We start from the raw sequence: 16,825 nt of genomic DNA on the forward strand, positions 1-16,825 counted from the left end.
CTAGGGCCTGTTCGCCGGCAGGGTGAAGGTGAATACGGTGCCCTGCGGCGCGTTCGGCCCGAACGCGAGTGTGCCGCCGTGCTGCTCGATCACGGTACGGCACAGGCTCAGGCCCAGCCCCATGCCTTCGGCCTTGGTGGTGAAAAAGGGCGTGAACAGCTGCTGCGCGACTTCGGGCGCGATACCCGGCCCGACGTCGGTGACCGAAAACTCGATCCAGCGCGGGTCGGCCGCGACGCGTTGCACACCCAGTTGCAACACACGCCGGCGGATCTCGGGCCGGTCCATGGCCTGCATGCCGTTGCGCGCCAGGTTGAGCAGCACCTGCTCGACCATGGTGCGGTCGCACAGCACCTGCGGCAGACCGGGGTCCAGACGCAGTTGCACCTGAACGCCCAGCTTGCGCGCCTGCAGGTTGACCAGGGGCAGGATGGCGTCGAACAGGGCCTGGGGCGCGACGACCTCACGCGCCTGGTCGCGCCGGCGCACGAAATCGTGAACGCTCTTGATGACCTTGCCGGCCCGCTCGGCCTGCTCGGCAATGCGGTGCATGGCCAGTTCGACGTCGGCCAGGGTGTGCACACCCTGCTGCAGCAGGTTGCGCGTGCCCGTGGCGTAACTGGAGATGGCCGCCAGCGGCTGGTTGAGCTCGTGGCTGAGCAGCGACGCCATCTCGCCCACCATGGCGAGGCGGGCCGTGGCCTGCAGGCGATCCTGGCTGGCGCGCGACAACTCCTCGATGCGGCGCTGCTCGCGGATGTCGAGGAAGGCACTCATCCAGCCGGTCTGCACACCATGGGCATTGATCAGCGGCGCCTCGATGATGAGCACGGGAAAACGCGTGCCGTCCTTGTGCATGAAGACCGACTCGAAGCCTTCGCGCGGCGGCACATTGCCGGCCAAGCGGATCTCCTGGCGCTTCTTGTACTCGTCCGCCAGCTCGGGAGGCCAATAGGGCGCATTGGCACTTTGCCCCATCAACTCCTCGGCGCTGAAGCCCACCATCTGGCAGAAGGCAGGGTTGACGTAGGTGATGCGCCCCTCCAGGTCGCGGGCGCGCAGCCCGGTGACCAGCGAGTCCTCCATGGCCTTGCGAAAGGCCAGCGCGTCGGCCAGGTCGTTCTCGGCCTTGAGCCGACGGCGCATGTCCTTGCCCAGCAGCAGCAGGATGGAAACCAGGGCGATCGACATGGCCGTGACCAGGGCCGTCAGCACATTGGGGAAGAGATCGGGCGCGCCACGCCAGCTGTCCATGCGCAGCACCAGGGTCGTGCCGGGCAGGTCCAGCAGGTGCTGGGCTGAAAACACGCGGCTGGTGCGGCGCGCCGTGCCGCGCATGGCCAGGCGGGTGCCGTCGCCTTCGGTGAAGGCAACCTCCTGGCTGCGCGTGAGCTGGCGCGCCAGATCGTCCAGCAGGTCCTGCAAGGAATAGGTGGCCACCAGGTAACCCATGACCACCCCGGCGCTGGCCAGCGGCAGGCACATCTCCATGACCTCGATGCCCAGGCCGTCGGTCAGGGGCACGAAATAGCTGGTGGAATAGGCCGGCCCGCTGATGCGGCGCGCGGCATTGCAGACCTGTGTCACCTCGGACTGCACGCTGTCGCGACCCAGTCGCTCGAACACCGGCGGGCGGTAGGGCGTGCCGGCCTGCGCCAGGATGCCGAACTGGCTGTCACGCCATTCGATGCGCAGCAACTCGCGTCGCTCGCGCAGCAAGGCCGTGGCCTCGCCGGTCCACGCCCCCGGCTTGGGATCGCCGAACTGCAGGGCCTGCAGGCTCTGCAGATTACGCGTCAGGCGCGAACGGATATCGCCCACCGCATCAGCGGCATCGCGCTCCAGCCGGCTCTGCACCTGGCTGGCCTCATATCGACCAGCCAGCCACACCAGCGTGACCAGCAGGGCCACCACCAGCGCCGCCAGCGCCGACCACAGCACACGGCGGCGCCAGCTGGCACGCCAGCGCTTGGACAGCAGGGGAAGGGCCAAGGTGTTCAAAGGACGCGATGCTCCAACGCCGGCAGTTGCTGACGGCACTGCTGCTGCAATGCCGCATCGAACTCGGCGAGCACTACGCCCTCGCCCTGCGGCTGCACGCCCAATACCCGCCCCCAGGGATCGACCAGCATGGAGTGCCCCCAGGTGCGTCGCCCGTTCTCATGCAGACCGCCTTGCGCCGCAGCCGCGACGAAGGCCAGGTTTTCGATGGCGCGTGCACGCAGCAGCAGCTCCCAGTGCGCCTGGCCGGTGGTGTGCGTGAAGGCGCTGGGCACCAGCAGCAGTTCGGCGCCGGCCCGGGCATGCGCCCGGTAGAGTTCGGGGAAGCGCAGGTCGTAGCAGACACTCAGGCCCACCCGCCAGCGGTGACCGTCGCGCGAAGGCAGCTCGAAGGTGACCGGCGTTCGCCCGGGGTGCAAGGTGCGCGCCTCGTCGTACCGTTCGCGCCCGTTGTCGAAACGGAACAGGTGGATCTTGTCGTAATGCGCCACCCGTTCTCCAGCAGGCGCATAAACCAGCGTGCTGTTGTAGGCGCGCGCGGAGCCGTCGCCCGCCGGCGCCCCGCCATCCAGCGGCAGGGTGCCGCCGACGACCCACAGGCCCAGTTCGCGCGCAGCTCGCGCCAGGAAGTCCTGGATCGGCCCCTGACCCAGGGTTTCGCGCAAGGCCAGCTTGTCGCTGTCCTGGCGTCCCAGCACGCAGAAGTATTCGGGCAGCACGGCCAGCTCGGCGCCCTGTCGCGCCGCGTCTTCGAGCAGGGCGCGTGCGCGCAACAGGTTGGCGTCGCGGTCGACACCTGAAACCATCTGGATGGCCGCGATCTTCATGGCGTGTTGCCCGTCGGGTTGCTGGCCGCTGGTGCCGGGGTTTCCACCTTGCTCATCTGCGGGTCGCTCCAGCTGCCGGTGATGCGGAACTCCTGCGTGGTCGCGGCGATCATCGGCCCGCGCAGCAAGACCTGGGCGAGGAAGGTGCCCAGACCAACCGCAGGGTTGATCCAGGTGGCGATCAGCGAAGCGGTACCGGCGTTGATCTCGGGCACCACCACGACGCGCAGGTCCTGCGTCTCGCGCGCCAGGTCGGCCTGGCCGTCCATGAGCACCGCGGCATTGACGCCCTTCATCTGCAGATTGTTGGTCTTGGCAATCCCCTGCTCGACCTGGACATCGCCGCGCACGAAATCAAAGGCAAAACCTTCGGTGAACACGTCACGGAAATCGAGCGTCAGGCGCCGCGGCAGGGACTGCAGGCTGAGCACACCCATGAGCTTGGCAATGCCGGGGTCCGCCTTGAGAAACTGGCCGGTCTCGACATTGACATTGAAGCTGCCGCCCAGGCTCGGATAGTCCAGGCCCATGGGCGAACCGATCCAGCTGGCCTGGCCCTCCATGCGGCCCTTGCCCGCGCGAATCAGGCCAGGCATGCCCAGACGGCTGAGCAGGCCGCCGGCATCGCTGATCTCGAGCCGGAAATTCATGGTGGTCCGGCGCCGCTCGTTGCGCGCGGCGCCGGCCCCTGCGCGCGGCACAGCCACCCGGCCTAGAGGCTCGCCGGCCTCCTGGTAAACGGCCCAGTTGCCGCTGGCTGCGAACTCGGCCTCCGGCATGCTGATATTGAGCTTGCTCAGGCGCCATTCACGCGCGCCCGCATCGCGCCGCGCCAGGCCGCGGTTGACGGCCTCGACCTCTACCCGGCCCAGGTTCTTGCCGCGCAGCTCCAGACTGTTGATCACCACGTCGAGCGCCGGAATGCTCACCGGCTGCTCGTCCAGCAGGTGCTCCACACCGCTGGCATTCTCCTGCGCCAGCACCAGGCGCGCCAGCCGCGCATAGACGCTGCCAGCCCCGACGTTGGTGGGCATGCGATATTCCAGATAACCGCTAAGTTCACGCGCGTCTAGGTTGACACGCCAGGTCTGGCCTTCGCGCGTGCCCCCCGCCACCAGCTGGCCGAACTTCTGACCTCCCGCCCGCAGGGTCGCGCCCTGCACCATGAGGCTGGTGGGCAAATAGTCCCTCAGCGCGGCTGGCACGGGCGGGCCGCCAGGAGGGGCCGCCGGCACGGCGCCAGCGGTGACGGGTGCCGCAGCCGCCTTGCGCCAGGCGTCGAGGTCCAGCTCATCGAACTGGACGCTGGCCACCACACCGGCATCGGGCATGGGCAGGCTCTCACCCGTCGCCAGACCGATACCCAGGGTGCCGCGCAAGACCTGCGTCGTGCCCCGGACATGTTCGCGTTCATACCGCAGCGCGACCAGACGCCCGAGATCGAAGCGCAACAGATCCCGTCGCGCGCCTTGCGCGGCGTCTCCCGCATCGACCCCCATCAAGGCGGCCTGCAGGCGCAGGGGCAGGGCCGCCTCGGCCGGCTTGGTCAGCGGCGCCGGCAAATTCAAGGCCAGGCCCTGCAAAGTGGAGTTGAGCTGGAACTCAGGCACGCCCTGGCGCAGACCGAGTTCGGCCGTGTAAGTGGTGCTGCCGCTCATCTGCTGTGCCAGGCGGGCCACGACGCCGAGCTGCGTTTCCTGCCGCAAGCCCTGGGCCGTCAGCGTGCCCTGCACACGCAGGCGAGCCGGGGCATCGGCGGGGGTCCCCGGCAGCCCCATGGTGCCCCCCTCGGCGCGCACGTCACCGCCCAGCAGCCGCGCCTGCACACCGGCCAGGGCAAAACCGCGCTCGCTGAAATGCAGCAGGCCGCGCGCCCGTGTCAGGCGCGGCAACTCGGGCGCGAGCTGCAGTTCGTTGCCAGCCAGCTTGATCTGCCCCTGCACGGTGGAACGCTCCAGGTGCAGCAGCGGCAGATCCAGCTTGAGTTGCACGTCGGCATTCCCGGCGGCCCGCGCCTGCCCCAGCAGGCCACCCAGCATCGCATCGAGCGGTGAACCGCTGATCAGGCTGCGCAGCGCGTCGTCAAGCGGCCCGGCCAGCTGCAGACTGGTCACCACCCGCGCGTCATGTCCCATGTCCGGAATGCGGGCTTCGCCCTGGCTGATGCGCAGCTGTGGCGCACCCTGGACCCGGGCGTTGATGTTGCGCAGCTGCAGGCTGGCATGGTCGATCAGCAGTTCACCGCGCAGGTCCGTCAGGGCCGGCCAAGGCAGCTGCTGCACAGGCTGCAGACTGGTCGGCACATAGACGAAGCGTGTGTCGAACACGCTGGCGGTGATACGGAACTCACCCTGCCCGGGCTGGCTGAAGGGGAAATCGCGCAGATCCCCCTTGACCTGGAACCGCGCCCCGCCGGCCCGGCCCTGCGGCAGGGCCTGGCGCAGGTAATCGCGCACGCCGGGATTGATGGCCTGCGGCAGATACCGGTGCAGGGAAGCGAGATCGGCCCGGCTCATGCTGCCTTGCAGCTCCAGCACCCCAGGCAGACGGGTGTCGGCCGCGGCACCGGTATGCCACTTGAGCTGGAACTCGCCCTGGGCATCGGCACTGGCAAAACGCGCATTGCTGATCTGCAGGCTGGTCTGCGCTCCCTGCAATTTCCACTGCAGCTCGGCGGCCAGCTGGTCCAGCGCGATGCGCGGCTGCTCGAACACCCCCGGCAACTCCAGATGCCCCTGCTGCACGACCACACTGGCTCGCCCGCCGTCCTGCGTCAGTTCGAAGTCGACGTTCAAGCCGCGTACACCGGGCGAGCCGATGGAAGAGGCGGGTTCCGTATCAGGCAGCCGCGGGTCCAGGTGTGGCCGCGCCGCCACCTCGAGTTTCTGCAGGCGGCCGCGCGCATCGAAGCGCGTGGGCGCCTCCCACGGCCCCTGCCAGCGGGCCTGCAGCTGCTCGATCAGGCCCTTGGGGCCATAGAGGAGCAGCATCTCGTGCATGCGCCGCTCCAGCGGCAGGCGCTGGGCCAGCTGGGCCAGGGTCGCCAGGTCCAGCCGGGTGGCCCGGATTTCACCGCCCGCCGCATTCGGCGTATCGCCGCCGTGGTGGCTGACGCGCACATCGCCCCCTGGCCAGTGCAGGCCGTCGACCGTATCGAACTTCAGACCCTGGGTGTAGGCCTCGAAGCCGTTCTCCAGCCGGCTACCGCCCAGCCGGCCGGTGAGGCGTGCCAAGTCCAGCGGCGGCAGCCCGGGGCCCAGCTTGAGACCGAGCTGCGACAGCGCCACGTCCGCCGTGACGCCGCTAACGCGGCCTGCGTCCACGTCGATCCAGGTGCGCACGGCACCACTGCCGCCGGCCACCTCCAGTTGCAGCGGCACATGGCGACGCAGCTGATCGATGTCGACCCGCTCGAACACGGCATAGAACTGGCCCTGCCAGCGCTGCCACTCGCCAGCCCGGGTGAAAAGCAGGGGCTGGCGAAAGCGCCCGCGCAAGCTGAAGCGCCCCCCCAGTTCAGGCGGTGGGGTGGCATCCAGCCGAAGTTCATGCAGGCGCGCTCCGTTGTGCATGCGCAGGTCGACCCCCTGCAGCTGCAACAGCGGCGCACCGCGAAGTTCGTCGCGCCACTGCACACGACCGCCGCGGATGATCCATTCGGTCTGCGAGAACACCCAGTCGGCCGCAAGGCCGTCGCCGTCCTGCTGCTGCGGGATCTCGATGCCTGCGACAAAGATGCGACCATCGGCGGCGCGCCGCACGTCCAGCTCGGGCCCCTCGATGGCCAATTGCTCGAACCCGAGGTTCCAGAGTGAACGCGGCGAAAGCGTGGCCGTCACGCGCGGCAGCTGCAATGCCACGCGCCCCTCGCGATCGAGCAACTGCACGTTGCTCAGCTCAAAGGAGGGAAACAGGCTGTCGGAATGCGCCACGATGGCGCCGATACGTACCGGAACGCCCAGGGCCTGGCTGGCCCGGGTTTCCATTTCCGGGCGCAGCTCGCCGATTCGCGGCACAATGACCAGATGCAGCGCCGCCCAGGCGGCGCCCAATACCAGCCAGGCCAAGACAACCAGCCACAGCAGCGCACGCGTCGAAATCGTCAGGACTTTGAGCGACAGGGATGGGCGGCGCGGCAGGGTAACCATTTTGCAGATCGAGAACTCGACAGGAATTATGACCCGCAACGATGCATGCGGCCCGGTGGCGGACGCGACCACCGCGCCGGCAATGTCCCAGGTCTGTGCCGACCACTCCCGTTTTGTCCAGCGCATACGGCGCCGCTATGCCACGCTGCTGGCGCAACTGCCCCCGGGCCGCCCTGACCCGCAGGCCATGCAGCAGCTTTATGCCCACCTGCGCAGCAACGGACACGATAGCGCCGCCGCCCTGCGCGTGCTGCGTCAACTGGTCATGGAACGCCTGGCCGTGCTCGACTGCGAACAGCAGGCCCCGCTGCGCGACGTCACCGCCAGCATGACCGAACTGGCCGAGTTCGCGCTTGACATCGCCTGCACCGAGGTCATGCAGACTCTGGACGAGAGCCACGGCATACCGCTGACCCCGGCGGGCAAGCGTGCCCTGTTCTGGGTCCTGGGCATGGGCAAGCTCGGCGCGCGCGAACTCAACGTCTCCAGCGACATCGACCTGATCTATATCTACGACCAGGACGGCGAGACCGCCGGCAACGCCGAGGGCCGCAACCGCATCTCCAACCACGAATACTTCGCCAAGGCGGTGCGCGCCATCTACAACCTGCTGGGCGACACGACGGAGCACGGCTTTGTGTTCCGCGTCGACCTGGCGCTGCGGCCCAACGGCAACTCAGGTCCGCCCGCCGTGTCGCTGGGTGCCTTGGAGGAATATTTCCAGGTGCAAGGCCGCGAGTGGGAGCGTTTTGCCTGGCTCAAGAGCCGCACAGTGGCGCCTCGGCGCCAGCTGCAGGACGGCTCGGTCATGCAGTTGCGCAACCTCGTCGTCCCCTTCGTCTTCCGTCGTTATCTGGACTACAACGTCTTCGACTCGCTGCGCGTGCTGCACCGGCAGATCCGCGAACACGCCGCCAGACGCAGCGCCGGCCACCCGGAGCGCAGCAACGACGTCAAGCTCTCACGCGGCGGCATTCGCGAGATCGAGTTCACCGTGCAGCTCTTGCAAGTGGTGCGCGGCGGCCAGTTCCCCGAACTGCGCACGCGCCCCACGCTCGACGCCCTGCAACGCCTGGTCAAGGCCGGTCTGATGCCGGCGGCCACGGCCGAAGCGTTGGCCCAGGCCTACGAGTTTCTGCGCCGGGTCGAGCACCGTATCCAGTACCTGGACGACCAGCAGACCCATGTGCTGCCCACCCGCGATGAAGATCTGGACTGGATCGCACGCAGCATGGGCTACCCCGATGCCTGCCGCTTCCTGACCCAGCTCGACGCCCACCGCGAGGTCGTCGCCCAGGAATTCGACATCCTGCTCGGCGGCTCCGGCCAGAAGGAATGCAAGGGCTGCAACAACGGCAATGGCAAGAACGGAAGCACGGGTACCGCCTCGCCGGACTTCGACAGCCTGATCGAACAGTTGCCGCCGCTGTTCCGCGAACGGGTCAGCGCCTGGCGCACGCATCCGCGCGTGCTCGCCTTGCGCGAGGAATCCCGCGCCCGCCTCATCCGGCTGGTGGCGCGCACGGCCGAGTGGCTGCGTGAGGGCCGCGCCAGCGACGTCGCCGCCAGTCGCCTGGTGGACTGGATGGAGCCGCTGCTGCGCCGCGAAAGCTACCTGGCCATGCTGCTGGAGCGACCTGCGGTGCACGAGCGCCTGCTGCGTCTGCTCGGTGCAGCGCGCTGGCCGGCGCGTTACCTGCTCCAGCATCCTGGCGTGATCGACGAGCTGGCCAGCCGCACCATGATGGACGAGCGCTTCGACCCGAACGCCTTCGAAGCCGAACTCGATGCCCGCCAGAAAGCCCTGCAGGCTTCTGGCGATGACGACGAGGAGTCGCTGCTCAACCTGCTGCGCCGTGCCCACCACGCCGAGGTGTTTCGCACCCTGGCGCGCGACGTCGAGAGCGCGCTGACGGTGGAGCAGGTGGCGGACGACCTCTCCGCCCTGGCCGATGCCATGTTGCGCATCACCACCCGCTGGTGCTGGGCGCGCCTGAAGAAGAAACACCGCGAGGAACCGCAGTTCGCCATCATCGGCTATGGCAAGCTGGGCGGCAAGGAGCTGGGTTACGGCAGCGACCTGGACATCGTCTTTGTCTATGAGGACGAGCATGAAGATGCGCCCGAGGTCTACGCCCTGCTGGTGCGCAAGCTGATCAACTGGCTGACCGTCAAGACCGGTGAAGGCGACCTCTACGAGATCGATACCGCACTGCGTCCGAACGGCAACTCGGGCCTGCTGATCACCACTTTCGAGGCCTACGCCAATTACCAGCAGCAGCGCGGCAGCAATACCGCCTGGACCTGGGAGCATCAGGCCATGACGCGCGCGCGCTTCGTGTTGGGCAGCGCCGCACTGCAGCAGCGTTTCGACACCGTGCGCCAGGCCGTGATCGCCGCGCCGCGTGACGCGCAGGCCTTGCGCCTGGAAATCGTCGCCATGCGCGAGAAGGTGCGCCAGGCGCACCCGGTGCACGGGGAGCAATTTGACGTCAAGCACAGCCCGGGGGGGATGGTCGATGCCGAGTTCGCTGTGCAGTATCTGGTGCTGTCACAGTCGGCGGGCCACCCCGAGCTGGTCGCCAATGTCGGCAATATCGCCCTGCTGCGCGCCGCCGAAGCGGCTGGCCTGCTGCCCACCGGGGTCGGCAGCGCAGCCGCCGACGCCTATCGCGAACTGCGGCGCGTTCAGCACCGCGCGCGCCTCAACGAAGAGCCCACCCAGGTCCCGACCGAGGCCATGACCGGCGAACGCGCGGCGGTGCTGGCGCTGTGGAAGGCCGTGTTCGACCGCTCCTGAACGCCCGGCTCAGGGCGTGCTGCGGATCTTGCGCACCAGTAGGGTGGTGGAATAGCCGTCGACAAAAGGCAGCGCCAGGGCTCGCCCCCCCCAGGATTCGACCAGGGCCGTCTCAGGCAGCTTGCGCATGTCGTAATCGCCGCCCTTGACCAGGATGTCGGGACGAATTTCTGCGATCAGCGCCTGCGGCGTATCCTCGTCGAACCAGGTCACCAGATCGACCGCACCCAGGGCCGCCATCATCGCGGCGCGGTCCTGCTCATTGTTCAGGGGCCGCTCCGGCCCCTTGCCCAGGCGGCGCGCGGACGCGTCGGTGTTGAGGGCCACGACCAGGCTGGCCCCCAGGGCCCGGGCCTGCGCCAGATAGATGGCGTGTCCCCGGTGCATGACGTCGAAGACGCCGTTGGTGAAGACCAGCGGCCGGGGCAGGGCCGCCAGCCGGATGCCGAGTTCGGCACGCGCACAGAGCTTGCCGAGAAAGGCCGGCAGCGGAAACGGGGCGGAGGCTTGCGTCATGGCCCGCATCCTAGCAGCCGGGCCCCAACGGCTGCGCCAACCTGCTGCAATCCTTGGAAACGGTGGCAAATTACCCCTCAATCCAGTCCCTTCACCAGACCTGCACGGGCATAATTGTTCAGCCCATGTCCAACAAACTCGTCTCGGTCAGCCTGGATTCGCTTCGGATCGGTGAGCCTCTGCCTTTTCCGCTGATGGATGCCGAAGGAACACTGCTGGCCAACAAGGGCTATGTGATCGCGTCGCGCAGCGAGTTGCAGTCGCTCGTGGGCCGCGGCGTCACGCTCTACATCGATGTCGCTGACTCCGAGGCCCACCACCGTGCCTACGTGGGCATGCTGCACGACCTGGTGCGCAAGGAAAAGACCCTGGGGCAGATTGCCGGCGTCCAGGTGTCGCGTGCCGAAGTTGATGCCAGCCGCAATGAGCCGGACCTGTCCGACGGCCCGCCTGACTGGCTGGACTACCAGGTGCAGGCCAACAGCATCCTGCGCGACTGCGGCTCGCCGCAATTCCTGCAGCGCCTGGTGCGCCTGCAAAAACAATTGCGCCAGCACTCGATCGGCAATCCGGACGGCGCCTTGTTCGCCCTGTTCCACCTCTCGGCCAGCGAGATCAGGATGTACAGCGCCACCCATGCCATGCTGGTCAGTGTGATGTGCGGCCTGGCGGCGCGCGAGGTGCTCAACTGGCCGGCGGAGAAAGAGCAGGTCATGTGCCTGGCAGCGCTGACCATGAACCTCGGCATGACCGACCTGCAGGACAAGCTGGCCCAGCAGTTGACACCGCCCACCTTGGAGCAGCGTCAGCAGATCGACCAGCACGCCCTGCGCTCGGTAGCCCTGCTGCAGAAGATCGGGGTCGACGATGCGGTCTGGCTGGAGGCCGTGCGCCATCACCACAGCGTGCCCCCCGGGCCGCTGTCCGCCAAGACCGAGGGTCAGCGCATGGCCCGCCTGATCCAGCGCGCCGACATGTTCGGCGCACGGCTGGCGCCACGCGCTTCGCGCACGCCCACCGCACCGGCAGCGGCCATGCAGGCCAGCTATTTCGACGAAAACCGGCAGGTGGACGAAGCCGGCGCCGCCCTGATCAAGGCGGTCGGCATCTATTCGCCGGGCTCCTTCGTGCGGCTCAACACCGATGAGGTGGCCGCCGTGATCCGGCGCGGTGCGAACACCACCACGCCCCGGGTGGCGGTACTGATCAACCGCGAAGGCATGCCGGTGGCCGAGCCGGTGATACGCGACACGTCCCTGCGCGACTACCGCATCGTGGCCAGCGTGCCGCACCGCGAGGTCAAGGTCCAGCTCAACCTCCAGCGCATGCTGGCGCTGACCACCGCAGGCGGCTCAGACCGCGCCTGAAGCCGGTACCGGTGCCAGCGACGCCATCTGCTCCTTGCGGAAACGGTTGAGTTCCTGCACCGACTGGAAGCTGCGCCCGAACAGCAGGCTGAGGTTGTGCAGGATGCGTTCGACCACCTTGCTCTCCCAGGCGGCGTCGAAATTGATCTGCTTGTCCAGCCAGTGCTCCAGCCATGCAGGATCCGGCAGGCGGCTCTGGATGGTGTCGTTCGGGAACAGGGCCTTGCTCACATGCAGATTGGTCGGGTGCAGGGCCTGGGCCGTGCGCCGGGCACTGGCCATGAGCACACCGACCTTCGCAAAGGCGGTCTTGGCCTCGGCACCAAAGCGCCCGATGGCGCGCTTCATGTAGCGCAGATAGGCGCCCCCATGGCGGGCCTCGTCCTGGCTGAGCGTGGCATAGATGTGCTTGATCACCGGCTCGGTGTGCCACTCGGCCGCGCGGCGGTACCAGTGGTTGAGGCGGATCTCGCCGCAGAAATGCAGCATCAGCGTCTCCAGCGCCGGGGCGGGATCGAACTCGAAACGGATGTCGTGCAGCTCCTGCTCGGTGGGTACCAGCTCGGGGCGGAAACGGCGCAGGTATTCCATCAGCACCAGCGAGTGCTTCTGCTCCTCGAAGAACCAGATCGACATGAAGGCGGAAAAATCGCTGTCGTCGCGGTTGTCGCGCAAGAACATCTCGGTGGCCGGCAGGGCAGCCCACTCGGTGATGGCGTTCATCTTGATGGTCTGGGCCTGCTCATCGCTGAGCTGGGCGGCGTCAAAGGCGTCCCACGGGATGTCCTTCTCCATGTCCCAGCGCACGGCTTCAAGCTGCTTGAACAGTTCAGGGTAAAGCATGGCGTTCCTTCACGGTGCAAGGATTCTAGGTCGACGCGATGACAAACGCCTGACAGGTCGGCGTTTCCGCACGCCGCCCGGGGGAATCGGTGCTGCCCTACCTCAGTGCGGCAAGGTGTCGGCAAAGCTGTGGCGCTGCATCAGCTTGTCCTGCAGGCGCACCAGACTGGGGTGCGCATCGCGCCAGCCGATCTGGGGAAAACGGAAATCGAGGTAGCCCAGGGCGGAGCCCACGGCCACGTCGGCCAGGCTGAAATGGGTACCGGCGCAGAAGGGTTTGTCGCCCAGGCCACGGCTCATGGCCTCCAGGCTCGCATTGATCTTGCCGAGCTGGCGGTCGATCCAGGCCGGGCTGCGCTGGGCGTCGGTCCGCTGGGGCCACACGGCCTCCATGCGTGCCAGCAGGGCGGCGTCCATGACACCGTCGGCCAGGGCCTCCCAGGTCTTGACCTCGGCGCGTTCGCGGCCGACCGGCGGGATCAGCTTGCCCACCGGCGACAGGGTGTCCAGGTACTCGACAATCACGCGCGAATCAAACAGGGCTTCGCCGCCCTCCATGATCAGGCAGGGGATCTTGCCCAGCGGGTTGGCGTCCACGATGCGGGTCTGCTCCGACCACACATCCTCCAGCACGAAGGCGTATTCCAGTTTTTTCTCGGCCATCACGACGCGCACCTTGCGCACGTAGGGGCTGGTATGGGAACCGATCAGTTTCATGGGTCTTTTCGTAGTCCAGGGGGCGGATTCTAGCGATTCAGGCCCGCCCTGTGCTTTTCCTGGGCCCCGCGCGGCCGTCAAACTACAATCCGGGCATGACTTTCTCCACGATTTCAGCGCTGTCCCCGCTGGACGGGCGCTATGCCGCCAAGCTCGCCACCTTGCGCCCGCTGATGAGCGAACAAGGCTACATGCACCGCCGCGTCCAGGTCGAAGTGGCCTGGTTCATCGCCCTGAGCGACGCCGGTTTCAAGGAATTCCCGCCACTGTCGCCCGGCGCGCGCACCTACCTGCTCAACCTGGTGAAGAATTTCTCCGAGGCCGATGGTCACGCCATCAAGGACATCGAGAAAACCACCAACCACGACGTCAAGGCGGTCGAATACTGGATCAAGTCGCGCTTCGAAGCCCGGCCCGAACTGGAAAAGTCCAGCGAGTTCGTGCACTTTGCCTGCACCAGCGAAGATATCAACAACACCAGCCACGCCCTGCAGTTGCGTAGCGCACGCGACACCGTGGTGCTGCCGGCGCTGGACAAGTTGCTGCTCAAGCTGCGCGACATGGCCCAGGCTTATGCCGAGGTGCCCATGCTCAGCCGCACCCACGGCCAAACCGCCAGCCCCACGACCGTCGGCAAGGAAATCGCCAATGTCGTGGTGCGCCTGCAGGCCGCCTGCGAGCGTATTGCCGCCGTGAAGATCCTGGGCAAGATGAACGGCGCCGTCGGCAACTACAACGCGCACCTGGCCGCCTGGCCTGATTTCGACTGGGAAGCGTTTGCGCGAAAAGTGGTGGAAACGCCTGAACCCCTGGGCCTGGGCCTGAGCTTCCAGCCCTACAGCATCCAGATTGAGCCGCACGACTACATGGCTGAGTTGTACGATGCCCTCGCGCGGGCCAACACCATCCTCATCGACTTCTCGCGCGACATTTGGGGTTATGTTTCGCTGGGCTACTTCAAGCAACGCCTCAAGGCCGGCGAGATCGGGTCTTCGACCATGCCGCACAAGGTCAACCCCATCGACTTCGAGAACGCCGAAGGCAATCTGGGCCTGGCCAACGCCCTGCTGCGCCATCTGAGCGAGAAGCTGCCGATCAGCCGCTGGCAGCGGGACCTGACCGATTCCACCGTGCTGCGCAATATGGGCGTGGCCGTCGGCTACGCCGTGCTGGCCTACCAATCCCTGTCGGCCGGCCTGGGCAAACTCGAACTCAACAGCGAGGCGCTCGCCGCCGACCTGGACGCCTCCTGGGAAGTGCTGGCTGAGCCGATCCAGACCGTGATGCGCCGCTACGGCGTGCAAGGCGCCTACGAGAAGCTCAAGGAGGTCACGCGTGGCCAGACGGTCACACCCGAAGACCTGCACAAGCTGATCCGCAGCCTGGAGATACCTGACGCCGACAAGCAGCGCCTGCTGGCCATGACGCCGGGCAGCTACACCGGCAAGGCAGCCGAACTGGCACGCCGGGTCTGATGGCCATCAAATCCACGGTCTTCAAGGCCAGTCTGCAGATTGCGGACATCGACCACGGCTATTACGCCGACCATGCGCTGACGCTGGCCCGACATCCAAGCGAAACCGACGAGCGCATGATGGTGCGGCTGGTCGCGCTGGCCCTGCAGGCCCACCGGTTGCAGACAGTATGCGGGGGCGACGGCACGCTCGCCTTTGGCGCCGGCCTGTCGGATCCCGACGAACCCGATGTCTGGTTGCGCGACTACACCGGCCAGACGCGCCTGTGGATCGAGGTCGGCCAGCCCGAGGACAAGCCCCTGGCCAAGGCCTGCAGCAAATCGGATGCCGTGGTGGTCTATTGTTTTGCCCACGCCGCAGAGGTCTGGTGGCGCGGAATCGAGAACAAGCTCACGCGGCTGGACAAGCTGCAGGTCTGGCGCGTGCCGACCGAAGCGTCCCAGGCCCTGGCCGCGATGGCCGAGCGCAGCATGCAACTGCAGGCCACGATCCAGGAAGGCGCGTTGATGCTGGGCAACAGCCGGCATCAGGTGACCATCGAGGCACAGCGCTGGAAATAAGCTGTACGAGGCCTCAGGCTTCCACCGGCGTCTCCACCTGGCCCTCGGCCGCCCGTTCGGCATACCGGTTGAAACGCCAGGCGCCGCCATGCAGCGAGATGCGGCGCCAGGTCTGCCGCTTTTGTGCCGGTCGCATCTCGGTCCACAGCTGCACTTCGTCGAAGGTCCGGCCGCAGCCCTTGCATTCGGGATCCCCCTGGCTGGTGGAACAGATCGCAATGCAGGGCGTATCAGGCGTGCTCTCGTACCAGCTCATCCAGGCCTGCAGCGCCGGCGCCGGCATGCTGAACTCGTCGGCTTCCTGCTCCCGATAAAAGACCATCAGGGCGTAGACCTCGGCCAGGGCGCGTACCGGCCTCGCCAGCGTGATGCCATCGGGCGAGGGTTCACGGTCGCGCCAGTAGTTGATGGCCGCTTCGATATCGGTGATGTGGATGCCTGCCATGGTTGCTTCTCAGGGGAGCCGGATCATAGCGCCTGGCCGGCCTCATGTTCGTTGTTTTGCTGACCCGCCTCAAAACCATACATCTTGCATGGTTGATGCCATCCGTGTTTCAATCAGCGCCACGAAGGGGAGTAGCTCCCATTTGTTGCGGCACAGGGAGGTGGTCAAAAAGACCATCGTTGCAACAGATATCAGCAAGTCGTCATTACGAAGCATGACTTCCGGCTTGTTGGGCAAAAATCTGCATGACACCATGCCGAGCAAGACCTTCGATTGGAGCCTGTTTCAGGTTTCGTCGAAGTGCGTCTTGGTCCTTCTCGGCCCTAAGACTCCGTTGACGTCGCCTGTTCCAGGTTGTTGATCGAAACAACTCGGAGCTTAGTCATGGAGTTTTTATCCGCCGCGTGGTGGTCGGCGCTGCTGGCCATCATCCTCATCGACCTCGTCCTCGCAGGCGACAACGCGATCGTGATCGCGCTGGCCGCCCGCAGCCTGCCTCCAGATTTGCAAAGGAAAGCCATCGTCTGGGGCACCGTCGGCGCCATCGTCGTGCGCTCTGTCATGACCATCGGGGTGGTCTGGCTGCTCAAGGTCCCGGGGTTGATGCTCGTCGGTGGGCTCGGTCTGGTCTGGATCGCCTACAAGCTGCTGGCCGACCAGGAAGGTGGCGAGCAGCATGGCGTGGGCGCCCAGACCTTCTGGGGGGCCATGAAGACCATCGTGGTCGCTGATGCCCTGATGGGCGTGGACAACGTGCTCGGCGTCGCCGGTGCCGCCCATGGCGCCTTCGATCTCGTGGTGCTGGGCCTGCTCATCAGCGTGCCGATCGTCGTGTTCGGCAGCTCTGTCGTGCTCAAGCTCGTGCAGCGCTTCCCCATCATCATCCAGCTCGGCGCTGCCGTGCTGGCCTTCACGGCCGCCAAGATGATTGTCAACGAGCCGCTGCTTGATGAGGTGTTTGACCCGCACACTGCCGCGCGCTGGGCCGCTTACACGTTCGCTGTCGTAGGCGTACTCGCTGCCGGCTGGTGGAATGCGCGCCGCCAGAACCAAAGTCATCACTCTGGCCAGGCGGCCTGAGTCCGACAACCCTGTTCCCCCCGTCCCTTAATCAACAAGGAGTAGA

At 66.7% G+C, this 16,825-nt stretch carries 13 protein-coding genes; 6 read left to right on the plus strand and 7 right to left on the minus strand.

All coding sequences use genetic code 11. The features are described 5' to 3' along the window. From AC1RRP_RS11120 to AC1RRP_RS11130, 3 genes are read right to left on the minus strand one after another with little or no spacing between them, the layout of a single operon-like run. Nucleotides 1-2,001, minus strand: a complete 2,001-nt coding sequence (locus tag AC1RRP_RS11120; RefSeq protein ID WP_493036120.1) for a two-component system sensor histidine kinase NtrB — start codon at nucleotides 1,999-2,001, stop codon at nucleotides 1-3. Next, a complete protein-coding gene (locus AC1RRP_RS11125) occupies nucleotides 1,998-2,828 on the minus strand; it encodes a carbon-nitrogen hydrolase family protein (protein ID WP_493036122.1) in 831 nt (276 codons plus the stop codon). The genes AC1RRP_RS11120 and AC1RRP_RS11125 overlap by 4 nt, the downstream gene beginning before the upstream one ends. Further along, nucleotides 2,825-6,976, minus strand: coding sequence for a YhdP family protein (locus AC1RRP_RS11130; RefSeq protein ID WP_493036124.1), 4,152 nt, complete (start codon nucleotides 6,974-6,976; stop codon nucleotides 2,825-2,827). The genes AC1RRP_RS11125 and AC1RRP_RS11130 overlap by 4 nt, the downstream gene beginning before the upstream one ends. A gap of 28 nt (nucleotides 6,977-7,004) precedes the next feature. On the opposite strand from AC1RRP_RS11130, the gene glnE reads away from it, so the two are divergent. Continuing rightward, entirely contained in the window at nucleotides 7,005-9,776 is a 2,772-nt protein-coding gene (gene glnE, locus AC1RRP_RS11135) for a bifunctional [glutamate--ammonia ligase]-adenylyl-L-tyrosine phosphorylase/[glutamate--ammonia-ligase] adenylyltransferase (protein WP_493036126.1), read from the plus strand. Nucleotides 9,777-9,785: 9 nt separating this feature from the next. Here glnE and rfaE2 read toward each other — a convergent pair whose 3' ends face one another. Further along, on the minus strand, nucleotides 9,786-10,292 hold the full coding sequence (gene rfaE2 / locus AC1RRP_RS11140; protein ID WP_493036128.1) for a D-glycero-beta-D-manno-heptose 1-phosphate adenylyltransferase: 507 nt from the start codon (nucleotides 10,290-10,292) through the stop codon (nucleotides 9,786-9,788). 125 nt (nucleotides 10,293-10,417) lie between these two features. Between rfaE2 and AC1RRP_RS11145 the strand changes: the two genes are divergently transcribed. After that, complete coding sequence (locus AC1RRP_RS11145; RefSeq protein WP_493036130.1) at nucleotides 10,418-11,659, plus strand: HD-GYP domain-containing protein; 1,242 nt, start codon at nucleotides 10,418-10,420, stop codon at nucleotides 11,657-11,659. Here AC1RRP_RS11145 and AC1RRP_RS11150 read toward each other — a convergent pair. Both AC1RRP_RS11150 and AC1RRP_RS11155 read right to left on the minus strand, forming a co-directional pair. Continuing rightward, on the minus strand, nucleotides 11,645-12,502 hold the full coding sequence (locus AC1RRP_RS11150) for a ferritin family protein (RefSeq protein WP_493036132.1): 858 nt from the start codon (nucleotides 12,500-12,502) through the stop codon (nucleotides 11,645-11,647). The genes AC1RRP_RS11145 and AC1RRP_RS11150 overlap by 15 nt on opposite strands. 102 nt (nucleotides 12,503-12,604) lie before the next feature. After that, entirely contained in the window at nucleotides 12,605-13,219 is a 615-nt protein-coding gene (locus AC1RRP_RS11155) for a glutathione S-transferase C-terminal domain-containing protein (protein WP_493036134.1), read from the minus strand. A 95-nt stretch (nucleotides 13,220-13,314) separates the two neighbouring features. Here AC1RRP_RS11155 and purB point away from each other — a divergent pair, with 95 nt between their 5' ends. After that, a complete protein-coding gene (gene purB, locus AC1RRP_RS11160; RefSeq protein WP_493036136.1) occupies nucleotides 13,315-14,694 on the plus strand; it encodes an adenylosuccinate lyase in 1,380 nt (459 codons plus the stop codon). Further along, nucleotides 14,694-15,254: a YaeQ family protein gene (locus AC1RRP_RS11165; protein ID WP_493036138.1), complete on the plus strand. Its 561-nt coding sequence runs from the start codon at nucleotides 14,694-14,696 to the stop codon at nucleotides 15,252-15,254. The genes purB and AC1RRP_RS11165 overlap by 1 nt, the downstream gene beginning before the upstream one ends. A 13-nt stretch (nucleotides 15,255-15,267) precedes the next feature. Here AC1RRP_RS11165 and AC1RRP_RS11170 read toward each other — a convergent pair whose 3' ends face one another. Beyond that, entirely contained in the window at nucleotides 15,268-15,699 is a 432-nt protein-coding gene (locus AC1RRP_RS11170) for a DUF3717 domain-containing protein (RefSeq protein WP_493036140.1), read from the minus strand. Between the two features lie 88 nt (nucleotides 15,700-15,787). Here AC1RRP_RS11170 and AC1RRP_RS11175 point away from each other — a divergent pair, with 88 nt between their 5' ends. After that, nucleotides 15,788-16,060 (plus strand): hypothetical protein, encoded by a 273-nt coding sequence (locus tag AC1RRP_RS11175; protein WP_493036142.1) that lies wholly within the window; start codon nucleotides 15,788-15,790, stop codon nucleotides 16,058-16,060. Nucleotides 16,061-16,083: 23 nt separating this feature from the next. Further along, nucleotides 16,084-16,779, plus strand: coding sequence for a TerC family protein (locus tag AC1RRP_RS11180; RefSeq protein ID WP_493036144.1), 696 nt, complete (start codon nucleotides 16,084-16,086; stop codon nucleotides 16,777-16,779). The last annotated feature ends 46 nt before the right edge of the window (nucleotides 16,780-16,825 follow it).

Source organism: Hylemonella sp. GW821-FHT12C09 (genome assembly GCF_058807395.1).